The organism is Ruminococcus flavefaciens (assembly GCF_900143025.1).
GTDB classification, from domain to species: domain Bacteria; phylum Bacillota; class Clostridia; order Oscillospirales; family Ruminococcaceae; genus Ruminococcus; species Ruminococcus flavefaciens_I.
Genome location: NZ_FRCT01000006.1, coordinates 17,583 through 33,969, shown reverse-complemented (window position 1 = coordinate 33,969; position 16,387 = coordinate 17,583). Strand labels below are relative to the sequence as shown.

Sequence of the window (16,387 nt, the reverse complement as noted above, 5' to 3'; positions counted from 1 at the left end):
GGCTAATGGCTAACGGCTAAGATCAGCGTGCCGTATGCTGTAAAGCGGTGGAGGGATATTATGTGCGGAATTGCAGGAGCTATAAGCTTTATTGAGGATATGCGCGAGGAGATGAAGATATACGAGAAAATGCAGCGTGCGCTTCTGCGCCGCGGTCCCGACCAGCGCGGCATGACACTTACCCGTGAAGCTGCTCTTATCCACACGCGGCTTGCGGTCATTGACATTGACGGCGGCAGGCAGCCTATGTGCTTCGGGAAATACACTATCATCTACAACGGCGAGCTCTACAACACAGCCGAGCTTCGCAGGGAGCTTTCAGAGGACTTTTCATTCGATACCCATTCCGATACGGAGGTAGTCCTGAAAAGCTACATAAAATGGGGCAGCTCCTGTGTTGATAAATTCAACGGCATCTTCGCCTTTGCGGTATATGATGAGCAGGAGCACAAGGTGTTCCTCGCCCGTGACAGGATAGGCGTAAAGCCACTTTTTTACTACGATACGGGCAGCAAGCTCATTTTCGCCTCGGAGCTCCCTGCTCTCCTTGAACACCCCGATATCCCCCATGAAATAAACGAGCAGGGTGCTGCGGAGCTTCTCCTCATAGCTCCGGGACGAACTATGGGCTGCGGCGTGATACGCGGAGTCAAGGAAGTGAACGCAGGCTGGTGCGGGTATTACAGCGCAGAGGGACTTAGGTTGTGGGAATACTGGCGGCTCAAAGTCTGCGAACTGCATGAGAGCTTTGAACAGACCGCCGAGCACGTCCGTGAGCTTGTCCTTGACTCCATACGCAGGCAGCTTGTCTCAGATGTGCCCGTTTGTACCTTCCTTTCGGGTGGACTTGACTCAAGCCTTATATCCTCAGTTGCAGCCGCAGAGCTGAAAAAGCAGGGCAGGACGCTCTCCACCTTTTCCGTTGACTACCGCGACAACGATAAATACTTCCAAAGCAGCCATTTTCAACCCGACAGTGACCCCGAATACATCTCCTGCATGGCTGATTACCTGCAAACCGACCATCATTGGACAGTTGTTGACACTCCAGAGCTTATAGATGCTCTCGATGAAGCCACTGAAGCACGGGGACTCCCCGGTATGGCTGATGTGGACGCATCTCTGCTGCTTTTCTGCCGTGAGATAAAGAAGTTCGGGACTGTTGCTCTGTCGGGAGAGTGCGCAGACGAGATATTCGGCGGCTATCCGTGGTACAGGGATAAGGATATCCGAATGACCGACGGCTTCCCGTGGGCTCAGAGCACCGCCTACCGCAAACGCTTTATCTGTGATGACTACGCTGAAAAGCTCAATGCCGAGGACTACGTCTACAGCGCGTACCGCAAAACTGCCGACTATGCAGAAAAGCTCCCCGAGGACAGTCCCCTTGAATACCGTATGCGTGAGATGACTCAGCTGAATTTTCACTGGTTCATGCAGACTCTCCTTGACCGCAAGGACAGAATGTCCATGTACAGTGGTCTGGAAGTGCGCGTGCCCTTCTGCGACTACCGCATAGCAGAGTATCTTTACAATGTTCCGTGGGAGTACAAGGACTACATGGGCAGAGAGAAAGGGCTTCTCCGCGAAGCCATGAAGGAATGGCTGCCTGATAAGGTGCTGTGGCGGAAGAAAAGTCCCTACCCCAAGACTCATAATCCTGCGTTCCTTGATGGAGTTACCGCAAAGCTACGGAATATCCTTGACAACGGTGGTGAGCGGCTCACTCAGCTTGTGAAGCGTGAGGAGCTTGAAAAGCTTCTGCGGCATGAGGAGCATATACAGTGGTACGGTCAGCTTATGAACCTGCCACAGACTATCGCCTTTTTCATTCAGCTCAATTACTGGCTTGAAAGGTTTGATATAAGGCTTAAATAAACAAAAAAGAAGCTCCCTGCGCGGGAGCTTCCGAATTATTATTTAAGATCTGCTTTTTTGAATACTGCGATACCTGCAATTGTTGTAACAACGCATATACCGATATCAACAAGTATCATCAAGCCCATATCATCAGGAACTATTATCGGATCAGCTCTGAACAAGTTCCTCTGTACGCTCGGGATAGCGACAACTGCAATATCCTCCGCAGTTTCGCTTTTTAAGAACATTAATACCAAGCTTACGACAGTAGTTACTATTGTATCAAGCATAAGACAGATCGCAAAACCGCCGTTGTTTCTCATTGTTGTACATAAAAATACAAAAGCACTTGTAAATGCAAATACAATAAAAATTGTAAGAAGCATATTCTTAAATATTTCTGTACATGGGAAAAATTCAAATTCATCAAGCAATTTTCCAAATCCAACAAGTGTGAGCCAGTATGCCACCTGATATACTAAGGCTACAAACAGGGAAACTATCAGATTTGCAAAATAAATATTAGTTCTTGAATGGCCGATGATTATTTTATTTCGTATGGTGTTGTTCTTAAAATCGTGTATTATGAACAGACCTGATGTAATGCTTATGAACATTGTCATACTGCCTGTCATAAAAAACAACATCAGATCAGCAACACCCTTTGCATCATTTTTTATGATGCTGGCGAATATTGTTATAGCTGCAGGGATACCCACTACACAAATAAGAACGATATAGAAACGCTTACTTTTAAAGAGTCGTCTGAAACCTTCTGCGAGTAAATTACACATTCTGAGCACCTCCTACAAGACCCATGAAGTAGCTTTCGAGACTTTCGTGATTCTCGGTGATCGTATTAACAAAGCAATTCTTCTCATTGAGAGCAAGTACAAGAGGAGTTACCTGCACAGGTGTATAAATATCGGCTTCATTTGCTGATATAATGTTGAATTCAGCACCCATACCTTTGAGTACATCAGCAAGAGCGGCTGTATCATTAACGTTGATATGCACATATCTGCGCGAAGCTCTTTCAAGCTCCTCAGCGCTCATTTCCTTGATGACTTGACCACGCTCTACAAAGCCGTAATGTGTAGCAAGACGAGCAAGCTCATCGAGGATATGGCTTGAAATAAGGATAGTAATGCCCTTTTCCTGATTAAGGCGGATAATAGTCTCACGTACCTCGATGATACCCTGTGGGTCGAGACCATTTATAGGCTCGTCAAGGACAAGGAACTCAGGGTCGCCGACAAGTGAGAAAGCGATGCCGAGTCTCTGACGCATACCGAGAGAGAAGTCCTTAGCCTTTTTCTTGCCTGTATTTGCAAGACCTACAAGCTTTAAAAGGTTATCCACATTGTCGTTTGATATACCCATAGCCTTTGTCTGCTGGATAAGATTATCCCTTGCACTCATTTCAGGGTGAAGTGAAGGAGTTTCAACAACAGCACCCATCTTCCTCTTTGCTTCAAGGAGCTTTTTATCGCTGTTCTTTACACCGAAAAGTGTATATTCACCCGATGTAGGATTGTTAAGACCCGTTATAATACGTATTAGTGTAGTTTTACCTGCGCCGTTTCTTCCGACCATACCATATATAGCACCCTTTGGAACATTTATAGTAAGATTGGTAAGTGCATTGAATTTACCGTATTTTTTGCATAGCTGCTGGGTCTGTAGAATGTATTCCATAATATCGACCTGCCTTTGACTATTTTATAACAATGTTTTTTTACGTAAAAAGGCGGCCATGCTTAAAGCACGACCGCCTAAAGTCGTTATTATATATGATCAGTAATTAAATTATTCGTTGATCTTTGTAACAACGCCTGAACCAACTGTTCTACCACCCTCACGGATAGCGAAACGGAGTCCTTCTTCGATAGCGATAGGAGTGATGAGCTCAACGTCCATAGCAACGTTATCGCCAGGCATACACATTTCCTTATCAGCAGGAAGAGTTACAACACCAGTAACGTCAGTTGTTCTGAAGTAGAACTGAGGTCTGTAGTTGTTGAAGAAAGGAGTATGACGGCCGCCCTCTTCCTTCTTCAGTACGTAAACCTGACCGCTGAACTTTGTGTGTGGGTGAATTGAGCCTGGCTTACAAAGAACCTGTCCACGCTCAACCTGATCTCTTGTGATACCACGGAGAAGTGCACCAACGTTATCACCAGCCTCACAGAAGTCAAGAGTCTTTCTGAACATTTCAAGACCTGTAACAACTGTGTTGAGCTTCTCGTCAGAAAGACCAACGATCTCAACAGGCTCGTTTACGTTGAGCTTTCCACGCTCTACTCTACCTGTAACAACAGTACCACGACCAGAAATAGTCATTGTATCCTCGATAGGCATAAGGAATGGCTTAGCATCGTCTCTCTCAGGGCTTGGGATGTACTCATCAACAGCGTCCATGAGGTCGAGGATTGGCTTGTAAGCTGGATCGTTAAGATCATCAGGAGCGTTAAGAGCTGCAAGAGCTGAACCCTTGATGATAGGTGTGTCGTCGCCAGGGAAATCATAGCTTGAGAGAAGATCACGGATATCCATCTCTACGAGCTCGAGGAGCTCTTCGTCATCAACCTGGTCAGCCTTGTTCATGAATACAACGATTGCAGGAACACCAACCTGACGAGCAAGAAGGATATGCTCTCTTGTCTGAGCCATAGGACCATCAGAAGCAGCAACAACGAGGATAGCACCATCCATCTGAGCAGCACCTGTGATCATGTTCTTTACGTAGTCAGCGTGACCTGGGCAGTCAACGTGAGCATAGTGACGCTTGTCTGTCTCGTACTCAACGTGTGCTGTATTGATTGTGATACCACGCTCTCTCTCTTCTGGAGCCTTATCGATCATATCGTAAGCCTCATACTGAGCCTGACCCTTCATAGCGAGAGTCTTTGTGATAGCAGCAGTAAGAGTTGTCTTACCGTGGTCAACGTGTCCGATTGTACCAATGTTTACATGGGGTTTGGTTCTTTCAAATTTAGCCTTAGCCATTGGGAAATTCCTCCTTAGAATAGATTTCAGAAATCTGTATATTAGTATTATATCAGATTATTTCTGTAAATTCAAGTGTTTCAGTAAAAAAAGTTCGCTGAAGCACAATATTTTGTAAATGTTTTTGAGCAAAATTATTTATTATTGCTTAACATCAGAAGCCGTGACTTGCTCCACCGCCGCTGCTGCCGAATAATAATCTTATTAACCATTCAGGCATACTTTTGTACCTTATGGCCGCTATCAGTTCTTAGCTCTGTTAGCCATGATCTTTTCAGCAATGCTCTTTGGAACTTCCTCATAGCTGTGTGGTTCCATAGTGTACTGTCCACGACCCTGTGTATTTGAACGGAGGTCGCTTGTGTAACCGAACATTTCTGAAAGTGGTACGAGAGCGTCAACCTGGATTGAACCAGATCTTGACTCCTGACCCTGGATCTGTCCACGACGTGAGCTGAGGTCACCGATAACTGTTCCGAGATATTCATCAGGAACGATAACTGCAACCTTCATAACAGGCTCCATGAGAACTGCGTTAGCCTGCTTGAGAGCTTCCTTGAATGCGATAGAACCAGCGATCTTGAATGCCATTTCTGACGAGTCAACTTCGTGGTATGATCCATCGTAAAGCTCAACCTTAACGTCAACTACTTCGTAGCCTGCAAGGATACCGGCCTTCATTGCGCCCTGGATACCTGCGTCAACAGCAGGGATATATTCCTTAGGAATAGAGCCGCCGACAACAGCATTTGTGAATTCATAGCCCTTACCTGACTCGTTAGGAGTAACTCTGATCTTAACGTGACCGTACTGACCTGAACCACCTGACTGCTTCTTGTACTTGTAGTCGATGTCTGCGCTGCCCTTGATTGTTTCCTTATATGCAACCTGAGGAGCACCAACGTTAGCCTCTACCTTGAACTCACGAAGGAGACGGTCAACGATGATATCGAGGTGAAGCTCACCCATACCGGCGATGATAGTCTGTCCTGTTTCCTCATCTGTCCATGTCTTGAAAGTAGGATCCTCTTCAGCAAGCTTTGCGAGAGCGATACCCATCTTTTCCTGACCAGCCTTTGTCTTTGGCTCGATAGCGAGCTGGATAACAGGCTCCGGGAATTCCATAGACTCGAGAATGATAGGATGCTTTTCATCACAGAGTGTATCACCTGTGGTTGTATTCTTAAGACCTACTGCTGCAGCGATATCGCCTGAGTAAACAGTTGTAAGATCTTTTCTGTGGTTAGCGTGCATCTGAACGATACGTCCAAAACGCTCCTTAGTATCCTTAGTAGCGTTGAGAACTGAGTCGCCCTGATTAACAACACCTGAATATACACGGAAGAACGCAAGCTTACCAACGAATGGGTCAGTAGCGATCTTGAATGCGAGAGCTGAGAATGGCTCGTTGTCAGAAGAAGGTCTCTCCTCCTCCTGCTCTGTATCAGGGTTAACACCCTTGATAGCAGGAACGTCGAGCGGTGAAGGCATATAGTCGATGATTGCATCGAGGAGCTTCTGAACGCCCTTGTTCTTATATGAAGTACCGCAGGTTACAGGAACCATGTGGTTAGCTATTGTAGCCTTTCTGATGCAGCTCTTGATCTCATCCTGAGTAAGCTCGCCCTCTTCGAAATACTTCTCCATGAGTGCTTCGTCCTGCTCAGCAACGTGCTCAACCATTTCATCATGATACTTCTGAGCGATCTCCTTCATATCATCAGGGATATCTTCAACCTTGATATCTGTACCGAGATCGTTTGTATAAATGTAAGCCTTCATCTCAACGAGGTCGATGATACCTCTGAAATCGTCCTCAGCACCGATAGGGAGCTGGATCGGAACAGCATTACATTTAAGTCTGTCCTTCATCATGTCGATAACACGATAGAAGTTGGCACCCATAATGTCCATCTTATTTACATAAGCCATACGTGGTACCTTATAGTTATCAGCCTGTCTCCAAACTGTTTCTGACTGTGGCTCAACGCCGCCCTTAGCACAGAGAACTGTTACAGAACCGTCAAGTACACGAAGTGAACGCTCAACCTCAACTGTAAAGTCAACGTGACCAGGTGTGTCGATGATGTTAAGTCTGTGGCCTGCCCAGTAGCAAGTAGTAGCAGCGGAAGTAATTGTGATACCTCTCTCCTGCTCCTGCTCCATCCAGTCCATAGTAGCGGAACCTTCATGTGTTTCACCGATCTTGTGGTTAACACCTGTGTAGAAAAGGATACGCTCTGTGGTTGTGGTCTTACCTGCGTCAATGTGGGCCATTATGCCGATATTTCTTGTATTTTCAAGTGAACAATCTCTTGACATAATTTACTCCTTTTACAATGACGCTTACCAGCGGTAGTGAGCAAACGCCTTGTTTGCCTCTGCCATCTTGTGTGTATCGTCGCGCTTCTTACAAGCACCGCCTGTACCGTTAAGTGCGTCGAGGATCTCACCGGCAAGTCTTTCCTTCATAGTCTTCTCGTTTCTCTCTCTGGAGTACTTAGTTATCCAACGGAGACCGAGAGTCTGTCTTCTCTCAGGACGAACCTCCATAGGAACCTGATAAGTAGCACCACCAAGACGGCGAGCCTTTACTTCGAGCTCAGGCATGATATTCTCCATAGCCTGCTCGAACACCTCAAGAGCGTCCTTGCCTGTCTTTTCAGCTACGATCTCAAATGCACCGTAAACTATTTTCTGCGCAACGCCCTTCTTACCGTCTAACATGATATTGTTGATAAGACGTGTAACGAGCTTTGAATTGTATACAGGATCCTGTAATACATCACGCTTTGCGATTTTACCTCTTCTTGGCATTTTCGCTTCCCTCCTTCATATAGATTGATGAATTCATAGGTACTCAAACCTGATCGGTTACTGCCGTACGTCGGCATTGCTTCGCCGATCGGTGTGTCAGGAGCCAATGCAGAGGATCTATCGAATAAATCTATATGATCTCCGCATTACCCTGCGGTAGTAGTTATCCTATTCAATTGATAATGTGCGGCTTGTCTCATGCAGTCTGCCGCTGACTGCTCAGAAGTATCTTACTTCTGCTTAGGCTTCTTAGCACCGTACTTGGAACGAGCCTGATTACGGTTAGCAACGCCCTGTGCATCGAGAGTACCTCTGATGATGTGGTAACGCACACCAGGGAGATCCTTAACACGTCCGCCTCTGATGAGAACAACGCTGTGCTCCTGAAGGTTGTGACCGATACCAGGAATGTAAGATGTTACTTCATAACCGTTTGTGAGCTTAACTCTGGCGATCTTTCTCATAGCTGAGTTAGGCTTCTTAGGTGTAGCAGTTCTTACAGCAGTGCAAACGCCTCTCTTCTGAGGTGAGCTCTGGTTGATCTGTGTCTTCTTCTTTGCATTGTAACCCTTCTGAAGTGCAGGAGCTGTAGACTTTGTCTCAAGATCCTTTCTTCCCTTACGAACGAGCTGGTTAAATGTAGGCATATTTTTCCTCCTTTTCAATAATATCAGCGTCAGACCTTCCATAAAAAGGTATAGAGTCTGCGCACTGATATATTATACCCAAAAAAGGGCGGCTTGTCAAGGGTGATCCTCAAAAAGCCGTCCTTTTTCATGATTTTTTGTGATTTTTCCCATTATTACATGGGATTTAGCCATATATACTTAGCTATTATTTCAACCATTCCCTAATATCGGTGATCGTTCCGTCACTTGACATATAGGAATAGAACGCCAGTACATTAGATGCGTCGATAGAATCTATCCTTCCGCTCTCATCAACATCGGCTGCCTTTTTCTGCTTTTCGTCCAGCACAGAGCCGTGTCCCGTTGAAATGCTTGCATACTCTTTAAGTATCTTGCTGGCATCGACAGAGTCTATTTTGCCGTCGCCGTTCACATCGCCGATGACGATATCGGGCTCTGAAGGAGTTGTAGTTACAGTGGTAGTCGTTGTACTTGTTGTTGTGGTTGTGGTTGTGGTAGTAGTAGTCGTTGTCGTTGTGGTAGTTGTTTCCTTCTCCTTTACCTCAACACTGAAATCTGCTGTTGCATATACCCATTCGTCAGCAGCTTCGTTGAACGACTTATACGTTACCGTTATGAGCTTTACGCCCGGGGTAAGGCTGTCAAATCCGCTTACCTCATAGCGTTCAGGGTGTGAACCAACACGGTCATTTCTATAAACTCTCTGCTCAATATTGTCCTTTATGTGATAAACAGATACATAAAGTCCCGAAAGCTGAAGAGCCTCTCCGACCTCGTATTCCATTTTGTGCGGGAAGCTGACTATCTCAACAGAGGCTGTATAGCGCGGATCCGAAGTAGTAGTAGTCACAGGGATCGTGGTTGTTGTAGTAGTCGTTGTGGTGGTGGTAGTTGTAGTGGTGGTCGTAGTGGTCGTTGTGGTAGTAGTTGTTGTTGTTGAAGTCGTTGTATGCTTTATCAGACCGACAGTCATAGCAAAGGAATCCGTTACGGTAATGCCGTTTTCTGTATAGCTGAGGATAAAGGTGTATTCTCCTCTTTCCCAGCTCCTATAGTCGGTTTTCTTGACTATTCTCGGGTCGCTCATAGGAACGATCTCTGACATTTCCTTTCCGTTTGCATCTGTATGACCTATCCTTACCTTGCCGCCCGTGAGATCGTAGTTCTCAAACATTTCATACTCGACCACATCAGGCAGAGCTTCTATACGAATGAACGGCTTTACAGGCTTAGGCGGTGTAGGTACGGTAGTCGTTGTGGTGGTGGTAGTTGTAGTAGTTGTTGTGGTGGTGGTAGTGGTAGTTGTCGTTGTTGTTACGGGAGCTATTACCTTTATGGGCAGCTCTACGAACGCCTCGGAGTCCTTATAAACATAAGTAAATCTTATTTTACAGTCCCCCTCATTTGTGTTCGCATATTCTATGTCATCAAGACGTATGCCGTTTTTTCTCGGAGAAACGTCATTCATATCAACAGCATCGAAGAAATGATCTTCATATGTGCCGTCGCTGAATATCTCTCTGTAGGAGCGTATAAGAGTACCTCCCCTGAGATCAAGCTCTTCTCCTGCGGTAAATGTGGTATTATGCGGCATATTGCCTATTTTGAGACCTGCGGCAATCCTTTCCACATAAACGGCTGTGGTGGTGGTAGTAGTCTCTGTTGTGGTGGTAGTAGTGGTCGAAGTAGTTGTTGTGGTAGTTTCGGCAGGCTTTACGACCTCAACCTCAAAATCCGCATACACAACGCTTCCCTGCACCGTGTATCCCACATTTATAACGTATTTTCCTTCACGGTTCTTATCATAGGCTGAAGTATTGATATATACCGAATCTCTCCAGAAGGAAAGCTCGTCCATATCCAGACTTTCAAGGAAGATGTCGGCGTGTGTACCGTCGCTGTAATACTCTGTGTACCAGCGTATTACGGAACCGCCGCTGAAATCCAGGTCCTCACCTATTGTATATGTGGTCTTATTTGGCAGATGATCTATGTCGATCTTAGGATCAACGCTCACAACATATACAGATGTAGTAGTCTCAGTAGTCGTTGATGTGGTGGTCGTCGTAGTTGTAGTGGTAGTGGTGGTAGTTGTAGTGGTGGTAGTAGTTGTTTTCGGCGGCTCTACCTCGACCTCAAACTCTGTGAAGGCTGTAGAGTCCGAATAGGTATAGCCCACGCTTATCTTGTGTCTGCCTGCTTCATTGCTGTTGAAGCCTTCCGTATTTATGTATACTCCGTCTCTCCAGAAAGCAGCCTCCTTCATATCAAGAGGCTCAAGGGTATTGTCCTTGTATGTACCGTCGCTGTAGAACTCTCTGTACGAGCGCAGGACAGTACCGCCGCTGAGGTCAAGAGTCTCGCCCATCGTATAGGTGGTCTTGAAAGGACTTCTTCCTATTTCCACATTTGCACTTACGCTAACAACATAAGCCGCTGTAGTAGTGGTCGTTGTTGTGGTGGTCGTAGTGGTAGTCGTGGTGGTAGTCGTCCTTGATGTTGTGGTAGTAGTTGTAGTCGTCGGCTTTGCAGTAGTCGTTGTAGCCACAGGAGGCTGACCGCTCAGCTGCTGGAAACGGTAATTGTTACCACTTGCATACGCCTGAGCCGTTGAGTTGTCGTAGCCCTTGATAACTCCGTTGAATGAACCGCCGTTGCCCGACGAGCTGTTGCATATTGTCTCGGAAGAACCTGCTATCTTACAGCTCTTATTGTATATAGTGATACTTCTGAGCGATGAGCAGGATTTAAAGGCATCTCTGCCGATAACGTTAACGCTTGCAGGCACCTCAACAGAGCCCAGTGACGTACAGGTGTTGAATGCGCCCAGTCCTATATCGGTAACTGTATTCGGGATAGTCACCGATGAAAGGCTGTTACAGTTCATAAACGCATATGAACCTATGGTGGTTATCCCGCTTGCTATCTCAGCAGATGAGATACGGCTCCTGTAAGGTGCCCACGGGACTTTATCGGACGACATCCAGTTTACGAGCTTTCCCGAGCCTGTGATAGTAAGCTTGCCGCCATTCAGTTCCCAGTAAGCAGTATTTCCGCATTTACCCGATTCATTGACATTATTGTCCTCAAGCGATATTAGCTGAGAAACAGCTGCCTCAGACACTGTCAGAGGGCAGCAGAAAGCTGATGAAACGCTCATTATCGCCGCAATAGCAGCGGCTGCAATTTTTTTCATGCATATTTCTCCATTCTCAAGCACCCTTCGCCCCTCCGAAGGGTGTTATTTTGATTTCCCCTATGCACTCCCTATCTATGCGTTTGTCTTATTTCTTTAAGAATTCCGATAATGATTTTACGTTTCCTGTTTCAGAAGATGAATAAGCATAGTATGCCAGTATCTTTGAAGCGTCTACAGAATCTGCCTTGCCGCTGAGGTCAACATCGGCAGCCTTCAGCTGCAATGCGCTGAACTTAGGCTCCTTGCCTGATGATACGGCAGCATATTCCGCAAGCACCTTGCTTGCATCAACAGAATCAATAAGCTTGTCTCCGTTCACATCTCCTAAAATATAATCTTCAGTGTGAGGACCGGGTGTTGTAGTCGTTACCGGAACAGTTGTAGAAACAGTAGAGGTAGTAGTTGGTTTAGCTGTTGTTGTGGTTGCTTTTGTGGTAGTAGTTGTTGTAGTGGTTGTGGTTGTTGTAGTAGTTGTCGTTGTTTTTGAAGTGGTCGTAGTCTGTACAGGCTGATCCCCGAGGAGCTTGAAATTATATCCATTTGACTCCGCAAAGGACTGCGCCCATGAATTGTCAGTACCTATGATAGTTCCATTGAAAACGCCCTTATCGTTTGAGACAGAATTGCAGATAGTCTCGCCTGTGCCTACTATCTTACAAGTCCTGTTTCGGATAGTCACAGAACTGAGTGAAGAACAGTTCTTGAACGCATCACGGCTTATAACTGTAACGCTTGCAGGGATATCCACAGAGTTAAGCGATGTGCATGAATTAAACGCCCCCATGCCGATATCCGTTAAGGTATCAGGGAAGCTTACGGTCCTCAGATTCGAGAAGCCGATAAAAGCATACTGACCGATAGTTGTGATGCCCTTTCCGATCTCAACAGAATTGATCTGTGATGCCAGAGGCGCCCACGGTACCTTTGAACCTGATGTCCATCTCGCCATTGCTCCGGAGCCTGTGATAGAAAGCTTTCCGCCTTCAAGCTCCCAGTATGCATCTGTTCCGCACTTGCCAGATTCGCCCACATTATCCTCGATAACAAGGCTTTCAAGCTGTACTCCTGCCGCCAATGCGGGAAATGCTGCCATAGACGATAAACATACCGCTGCCGACACAACAGCCGCTACGACCTTCTTCATGTTTTATTCCTCCCATTTTAATATTATATTTCAGACCTGCACAGCACCCCACGCATATGCAGGCTTAAAAGCTTATCTTCTTCTCGGTACGAACAGCATAATGAGCGGATATATCTCAAGTCTGCCAAGAAGCATATCAAAGCATAGAACTACCTTTGAAAATGCATTGAGTCCGCTGAGATTTCCCGCAGGACCGAAACGTCCCACACCGAAGCCGATATTATTCATACAAGTGATAACTGCCGAAGCCGACTCCTCAATAGAAAAGCCGTTAAGAGTTACCAGAAGTACGGATATGCACATAAGCATAAGAAAAAGTATCAGGTAATTGCTGACACCGCGCACAACGTCCTTTTCAACGGGCTTGCCGTCCATTTTTACAGAGGATACGGCACGGGGATTTGTGATATATTTCAGCTCCTTGATACCTGTCTTTATGAGTATCATTATTCTCGATACCTTCATACCGCCGCCCGTAGAACCTGCACAGGAGCCCACGAACATGAGCATCAGCAGCAGCGTCTGCGAGAATACAGGCCATTTGGCAGTATCCGTAGTCGAAAAGCCTGCCGAGGTTATGGTAGAGGCTACCATAAAGAAGGTATGTCTCAGAGTATCGCCCACACCGTCATAGAGCTTGTGGACGTTGATCGCTATAATAGCCGTAGCTGCGATTATAACGCCGAAATAAGTCCTTACCTCCTCGTTTTTGAAGGCAAGAGAATACTTCTTGATGATAAGATAGAAATAAAGGTTGAAGTTTACACCGAAAAGGATAATAAATGTTGCAACTACCATTTCGATATAAACGCTGTCATAGTGACCGATGCTGTCTCCCCATATGGAGAAGCCGCCTGTACCTGCCGACGAGCAGGCGTGGATAATGGCATCATACAGCGGCATACCGCCGCAAAGCAGCAGAACCGCCTCAGATACCGTAAGAGTTATGTATATTCCGTAAAGTATACGTGCGGAAAAACGCGACTTTGAAACAAGTCGTCCAACCTTAGGACCTGCGCACTCTGCACGCATCATATGCATGGTACGGGAATCGTTGCTGGACATAATGGCGATAACGAACATCAGTACGCCCATACCGCCCAGCCAGTGAGTAAAGGCTCGCCAGAAAAGACACGACTTTGACATTGCCTCTACATCATCGAGGATAGTTGCACCCGTGGTAGTAAAGCCCGATACGGTCTCAAACAGCGCACTGGGGTAATCGTCTATCTCTCCCGAGATAATGAAGGGAAGAGCTCCTATGCAGGACATCATTATCCACGATGCCGCAACGCTCACAAAGCCCTCCATAGAGTATACCGAATTGTTTTTCGGCTTTTTTATCGTAAATCCGATAGCTACAGCCATAGTTATCAGAAAGGGTATTCCGAATGAGGCAACAACATGGTCCTCATCGTAAATAAAACCTACTACTATGGGCAGAAGCATACAAAGTCCCACGACCTTGAGTATCTGTCCCATAATGTAAGATATCATTCTGTAATTCATAATAAAGCCAGGCGCACTCCTTAGTCAAAAATATTGCTGAGGTCGTGCATACCCTTTGTTGTGGTAACGACAACAACACTGTCGTTTACCTTCAGACAGTCATCGCCCTTAGGGATAATAAGCTCGTTTCCTCTTACGATACTTGCGATAAGTATACCGCTGCGGAGCTTCAGCTTTTTCAGCGGAACGTCCACATATTCCTTCTTGTCACGCACAACGAACTCGATAGCTTCAAGGCGGTCATTCACCAGTCTGTACAGTGTGGTAACACTGTTGCCGAGTGAATTCTGCTTTGCACGGACATACTGAAGTATCTGGTTTACGGTTATAGTCTTTGGTGAGATGATACTGTCAAGGTCGAGGGTATCGGAAAGCTGCATAAGAGACATTCTGTTTACCTTCGTTACCACCTTTTCAACGCCGTTGTTTTTTGCAAGGAGCGAGAGAAGGATATTCTCCTCGTCTATGCCCGTAAGGGTAACGACAGCATCTGCGTCGTAAACACGCTCCTCCTCGAGGATATCGTGGTCTGTACCGTCAGCACAGGAGATATCCACCTTGTTGAGCCTGTCGGAAAGCTCCAGACAGCGTTCGCGGTCTATCTCGATTATCTTGACCTTAACGCCCATTTCGATGAGCTGCTGTGCAAGATGATAAGCAACTCTTCCGCCGCCTATGAGTACAGCCGATTTTACGCGCTTTTCACGGTAAGCCGCACTTATGCTCTTGAAGAACTTGACCATATTGCTATGTGAAGCCGTCATGTGTATCTTGTCGCCTGCACGCAACACGTAGTTTCCGTTAGGTATAGTGAGCTCATCGCCGCGCTGTACAGCGCAGATAAGCACATCGAGCCTCATTCTTCTCGAAAGCTGACTGAGGGCAACGCCGTCAAGTATGCTTCCGCTGGTGATGCGTATTTCCGCAAGGTCGACTCTGCCCTTTGCGAAAGACTCTATATTTATAGCCTCGGGGTATCTGAGCACCTTAGCTATTTCGTTAGCTGCATTATAATCGGGGTTTACCATCATGCTGATGCCAAGCTCCTCACGCATGAATACAAGCTGCTTGTCGAATTCGGGGCTGCGCACACGGGCAATACAGTGACGGGCACCCATTTTCTTTGCAATAAGACATGACAGTACATTTACTTCATCGGAAGTAGTTACGGCAATAAAGATATTGGCTTTGTCAACATTAGCCTCTTCAAGAATATTGGTCTGAAGGCAGTTGCCGCATATTCCCATTACATCGAAATCGTTTATTGCAGTTTCTACAAGAGTTTCTTTCTTATCTATAATAGTAACATTGTGTTCATCGCTGAGGACTTGCGCAAGGGCACTTCCAACCTTGCCGCAGCCAACAATTATAATGTCCATAATTCCTCCATAAAAAGTAATATGTTGAGCAGATACATTTACTCAATATAATTATAATCCCGCCATGATGATTTGTCAATAGAAATATCTTTGTGTAAAGCCGAAAAAAAACGCCTTACGATTGGCTATTTTTACTTTTTCAGTATATCAGGCATATCCAGTATACGGTAATATGACCTCTTGTCCATGCCCGACCTGTTGAAATCCCAGTATTCTGCTCCTGTTTTATATGCGATCAAGGCTTCTGCCATGTATTCTCTTGACATTTCATACATTATCCTCACAATGCCGTCACACTCGCCTATACTGCCAAATACTCTTTCAAGATAGCAGTCTGTATCCACCTCATAGAAGGTGAGCTCCTCATATGACTCCCTGAGCTTTCTGTAAGGACACTTTACATTTTTACCGCTTATTATTCCGTACATAACTCCCACATCATACTCTATCTCGGAGCGTATATCAAGGCTCTGCCCTGCGTTCAGAGCTTTTATCGAATCTCCGTTTCTGCCCGTAAGCAGCCAGAGCTGTCCTGTCTGGAGTCTGTTGTTGTCACTCACAGATTTGAAAGTGTGAGCCTCTATCTGCTTATTTACTGTGGCTATATGCTGCCCTTTCCTAATGGTGCATATCTCTTTCAGTATATCTGTACCTGATAAAAGCTCATTCAGATGCTTCGCCGCCGACTCCGCATCGGCACATTCTCTTTTTCCCATTATCCGATATTTCACCGCCTATAAGTTAGTGAATAGAAAGTAGTAAGTAGAACTAAGATTGTAGGGGCGAACAGTGTTCGCCCGCAAGCCGCTTCTATTTAGTC

Annotated in this window: 12 protein-coding genes; 1 reads left to right on the top strand and 11 read right to left on the bottom strand. The window is 46.0% G+C overall.

What is annotated here, in order from left to right; translation table 11 throughout:
• The first annotated feature begins 60 nt into the window (after positions 1-60).
• Positions 61-1,878 carry an asparagine synthase (glutamine-hydrolyzing) gene (gene asnB, locus BUB28_RS07805; RefSeq protein ID WP_072950400.1) on the top strand — a complete coding sequence of 606 codons (1,818 nt, stop codon included), beginning with the start codon at positions 61-63 and terminating at the stop codon, positions 1,876-1,878.
• 38 nt (positions 1,879-1,916) lie between these two features.
• Here the strand turns inward: asnB and BUB28_RS07800 are convergent, their stop codons facing one another.
• From BUB28_RS07800 to BUB28_RS07750, 11 genes are all read right to left on the bottom strand, one after another.
• A complete protein-coding gene (locus BUB28_RS07800; RefSeq protein ID WP_072950398.1) occupies positions 1,917-2,654 on the bottom strand; it encodes an ABC-2 family transporter permease in 738 nt (245 codons plus the stop codon).
• Positions 2,647-3,558 carry an ATP-binding cassette domain-containing protein gene (locus tag BUB28_RS07795; protein ID WP_072950397.1) on the bottom strand — a complete coding sequence of 304 codons (912 nt, stop codon included), beginning with the start codon at positions 3,556-3,558 and terminating at the stop codon, positions 2,647-2,649. The genes BUB28_RS07800 and BUB28_RS07795 overlap by 8 nt, the downstream gene beginning before the upstream one ends.
• A 111-nt stretch (positions 3,559-3,669) precedes the next feature.
• Positions 3,670-4,869 carry an elongation factor Tu gene (tuf, locus tag BUB28_RS07790; RefSeq protein ID WP_072950395.1) on the bottom strand — a complete coding sequence of 400 codons (1,200 nt, stop codon included), beginning with the start codon at positions 4,867-4,869 and terminating at the stop codon, positions 3,670-3,672.
• A gap of 243 nt (positions 4,870-5,112) precedes the next feature.
• Positions 5,113-7,191: an elongation factor G gene (fusA, locus tag BUB28_RS07785; RefSeq protein WP_072950393.1), complete on the bottom strand. Its 2,079-nt coding sequence runs from the start codon at positions 7,189-7,191 to the stop codon at positions 5,113-5,115.
• A 24-nt stretch (positions 7,192-7,215) separates the two neighbouring features.
• Positions 7,216-7,686, bottom strand: coding sequence for a 30S ribosomal protein S7 (rpsG, locus tag BUB28_RS07780; protein WP_009983569.1), 471 nt, complete (start codon positions 7,684-7,686; stop codon positions 7,216-7,218).
• 230 nt (positions 7,687-7,916) lie between these two features.
• A complete protein-coding gene (gene rpsL, locus BUB28_RS07775) occupies positions 7,917-8,333 on the bottom strand; it encodes a 30S ribosomal protein S12 (protein WP_028516762.1) in 417 nt (138 codons plus the stop codon).
• 187 nt (positions 8,334-8,520) lie between these two features.
• A complete protein-coding gene (locus tag BUB28_RS17245) occupies positions 8,521-11,532 on the bottom strand; it encodes a leucine-rich repeat protein (protein WP_139277529.1) in 3,012 nt (1,003 codons plus the stop codon).
• A gap of 88 nt (positions 11,533-11,620) precedes the next feature.
• Complete coding sequence (locus tag BUB28_RS07765; RefSeq protein ID WP_072950391.1) at positions 11,621-12,679, bottom strand: leucine-rich repeat protein; 1,059 nt, start codon at positions 12,677-12,679, stop codon at positions 11,621-11,623.
• 72 nt (positions 12,680-12,751) lie between these two features.
• Complete coding sequence (locus BUB28_RS07760; protein ID WP_072950389.1) at positions 12,752-14,188, bottom strand: TrkH family potassium uptake protein; 1,437 nt, start codon at positions 14,186-14,188, stop codon at positions 12,752-12,754.
• 20 nt (positions 14,189-14,208) lie between these two features.
• Entirely contained in the window at positions 14,209-15,567 is a 1,359-nt protein-coding gene (gene trkA / locus BUB28_RS07755; RefSeq protein ID WP_072950388.1) for a Trk system potassium transporter TrkA, read from the bottom strand.
• A 131-nt stretch (positions 15,568-15,698) separates the two neighbouring features.
• Entirely contained in the window at positions 15,699-16,283 is a 585-nt protein-coding gene (locus BUB28_RS07750; RefSeq protein ID WP_072950386.1) for a hypothetical protein, read from the bottom strand.
• Positions 16,284-16,387 lie beyond the last annotated feature (104 nt).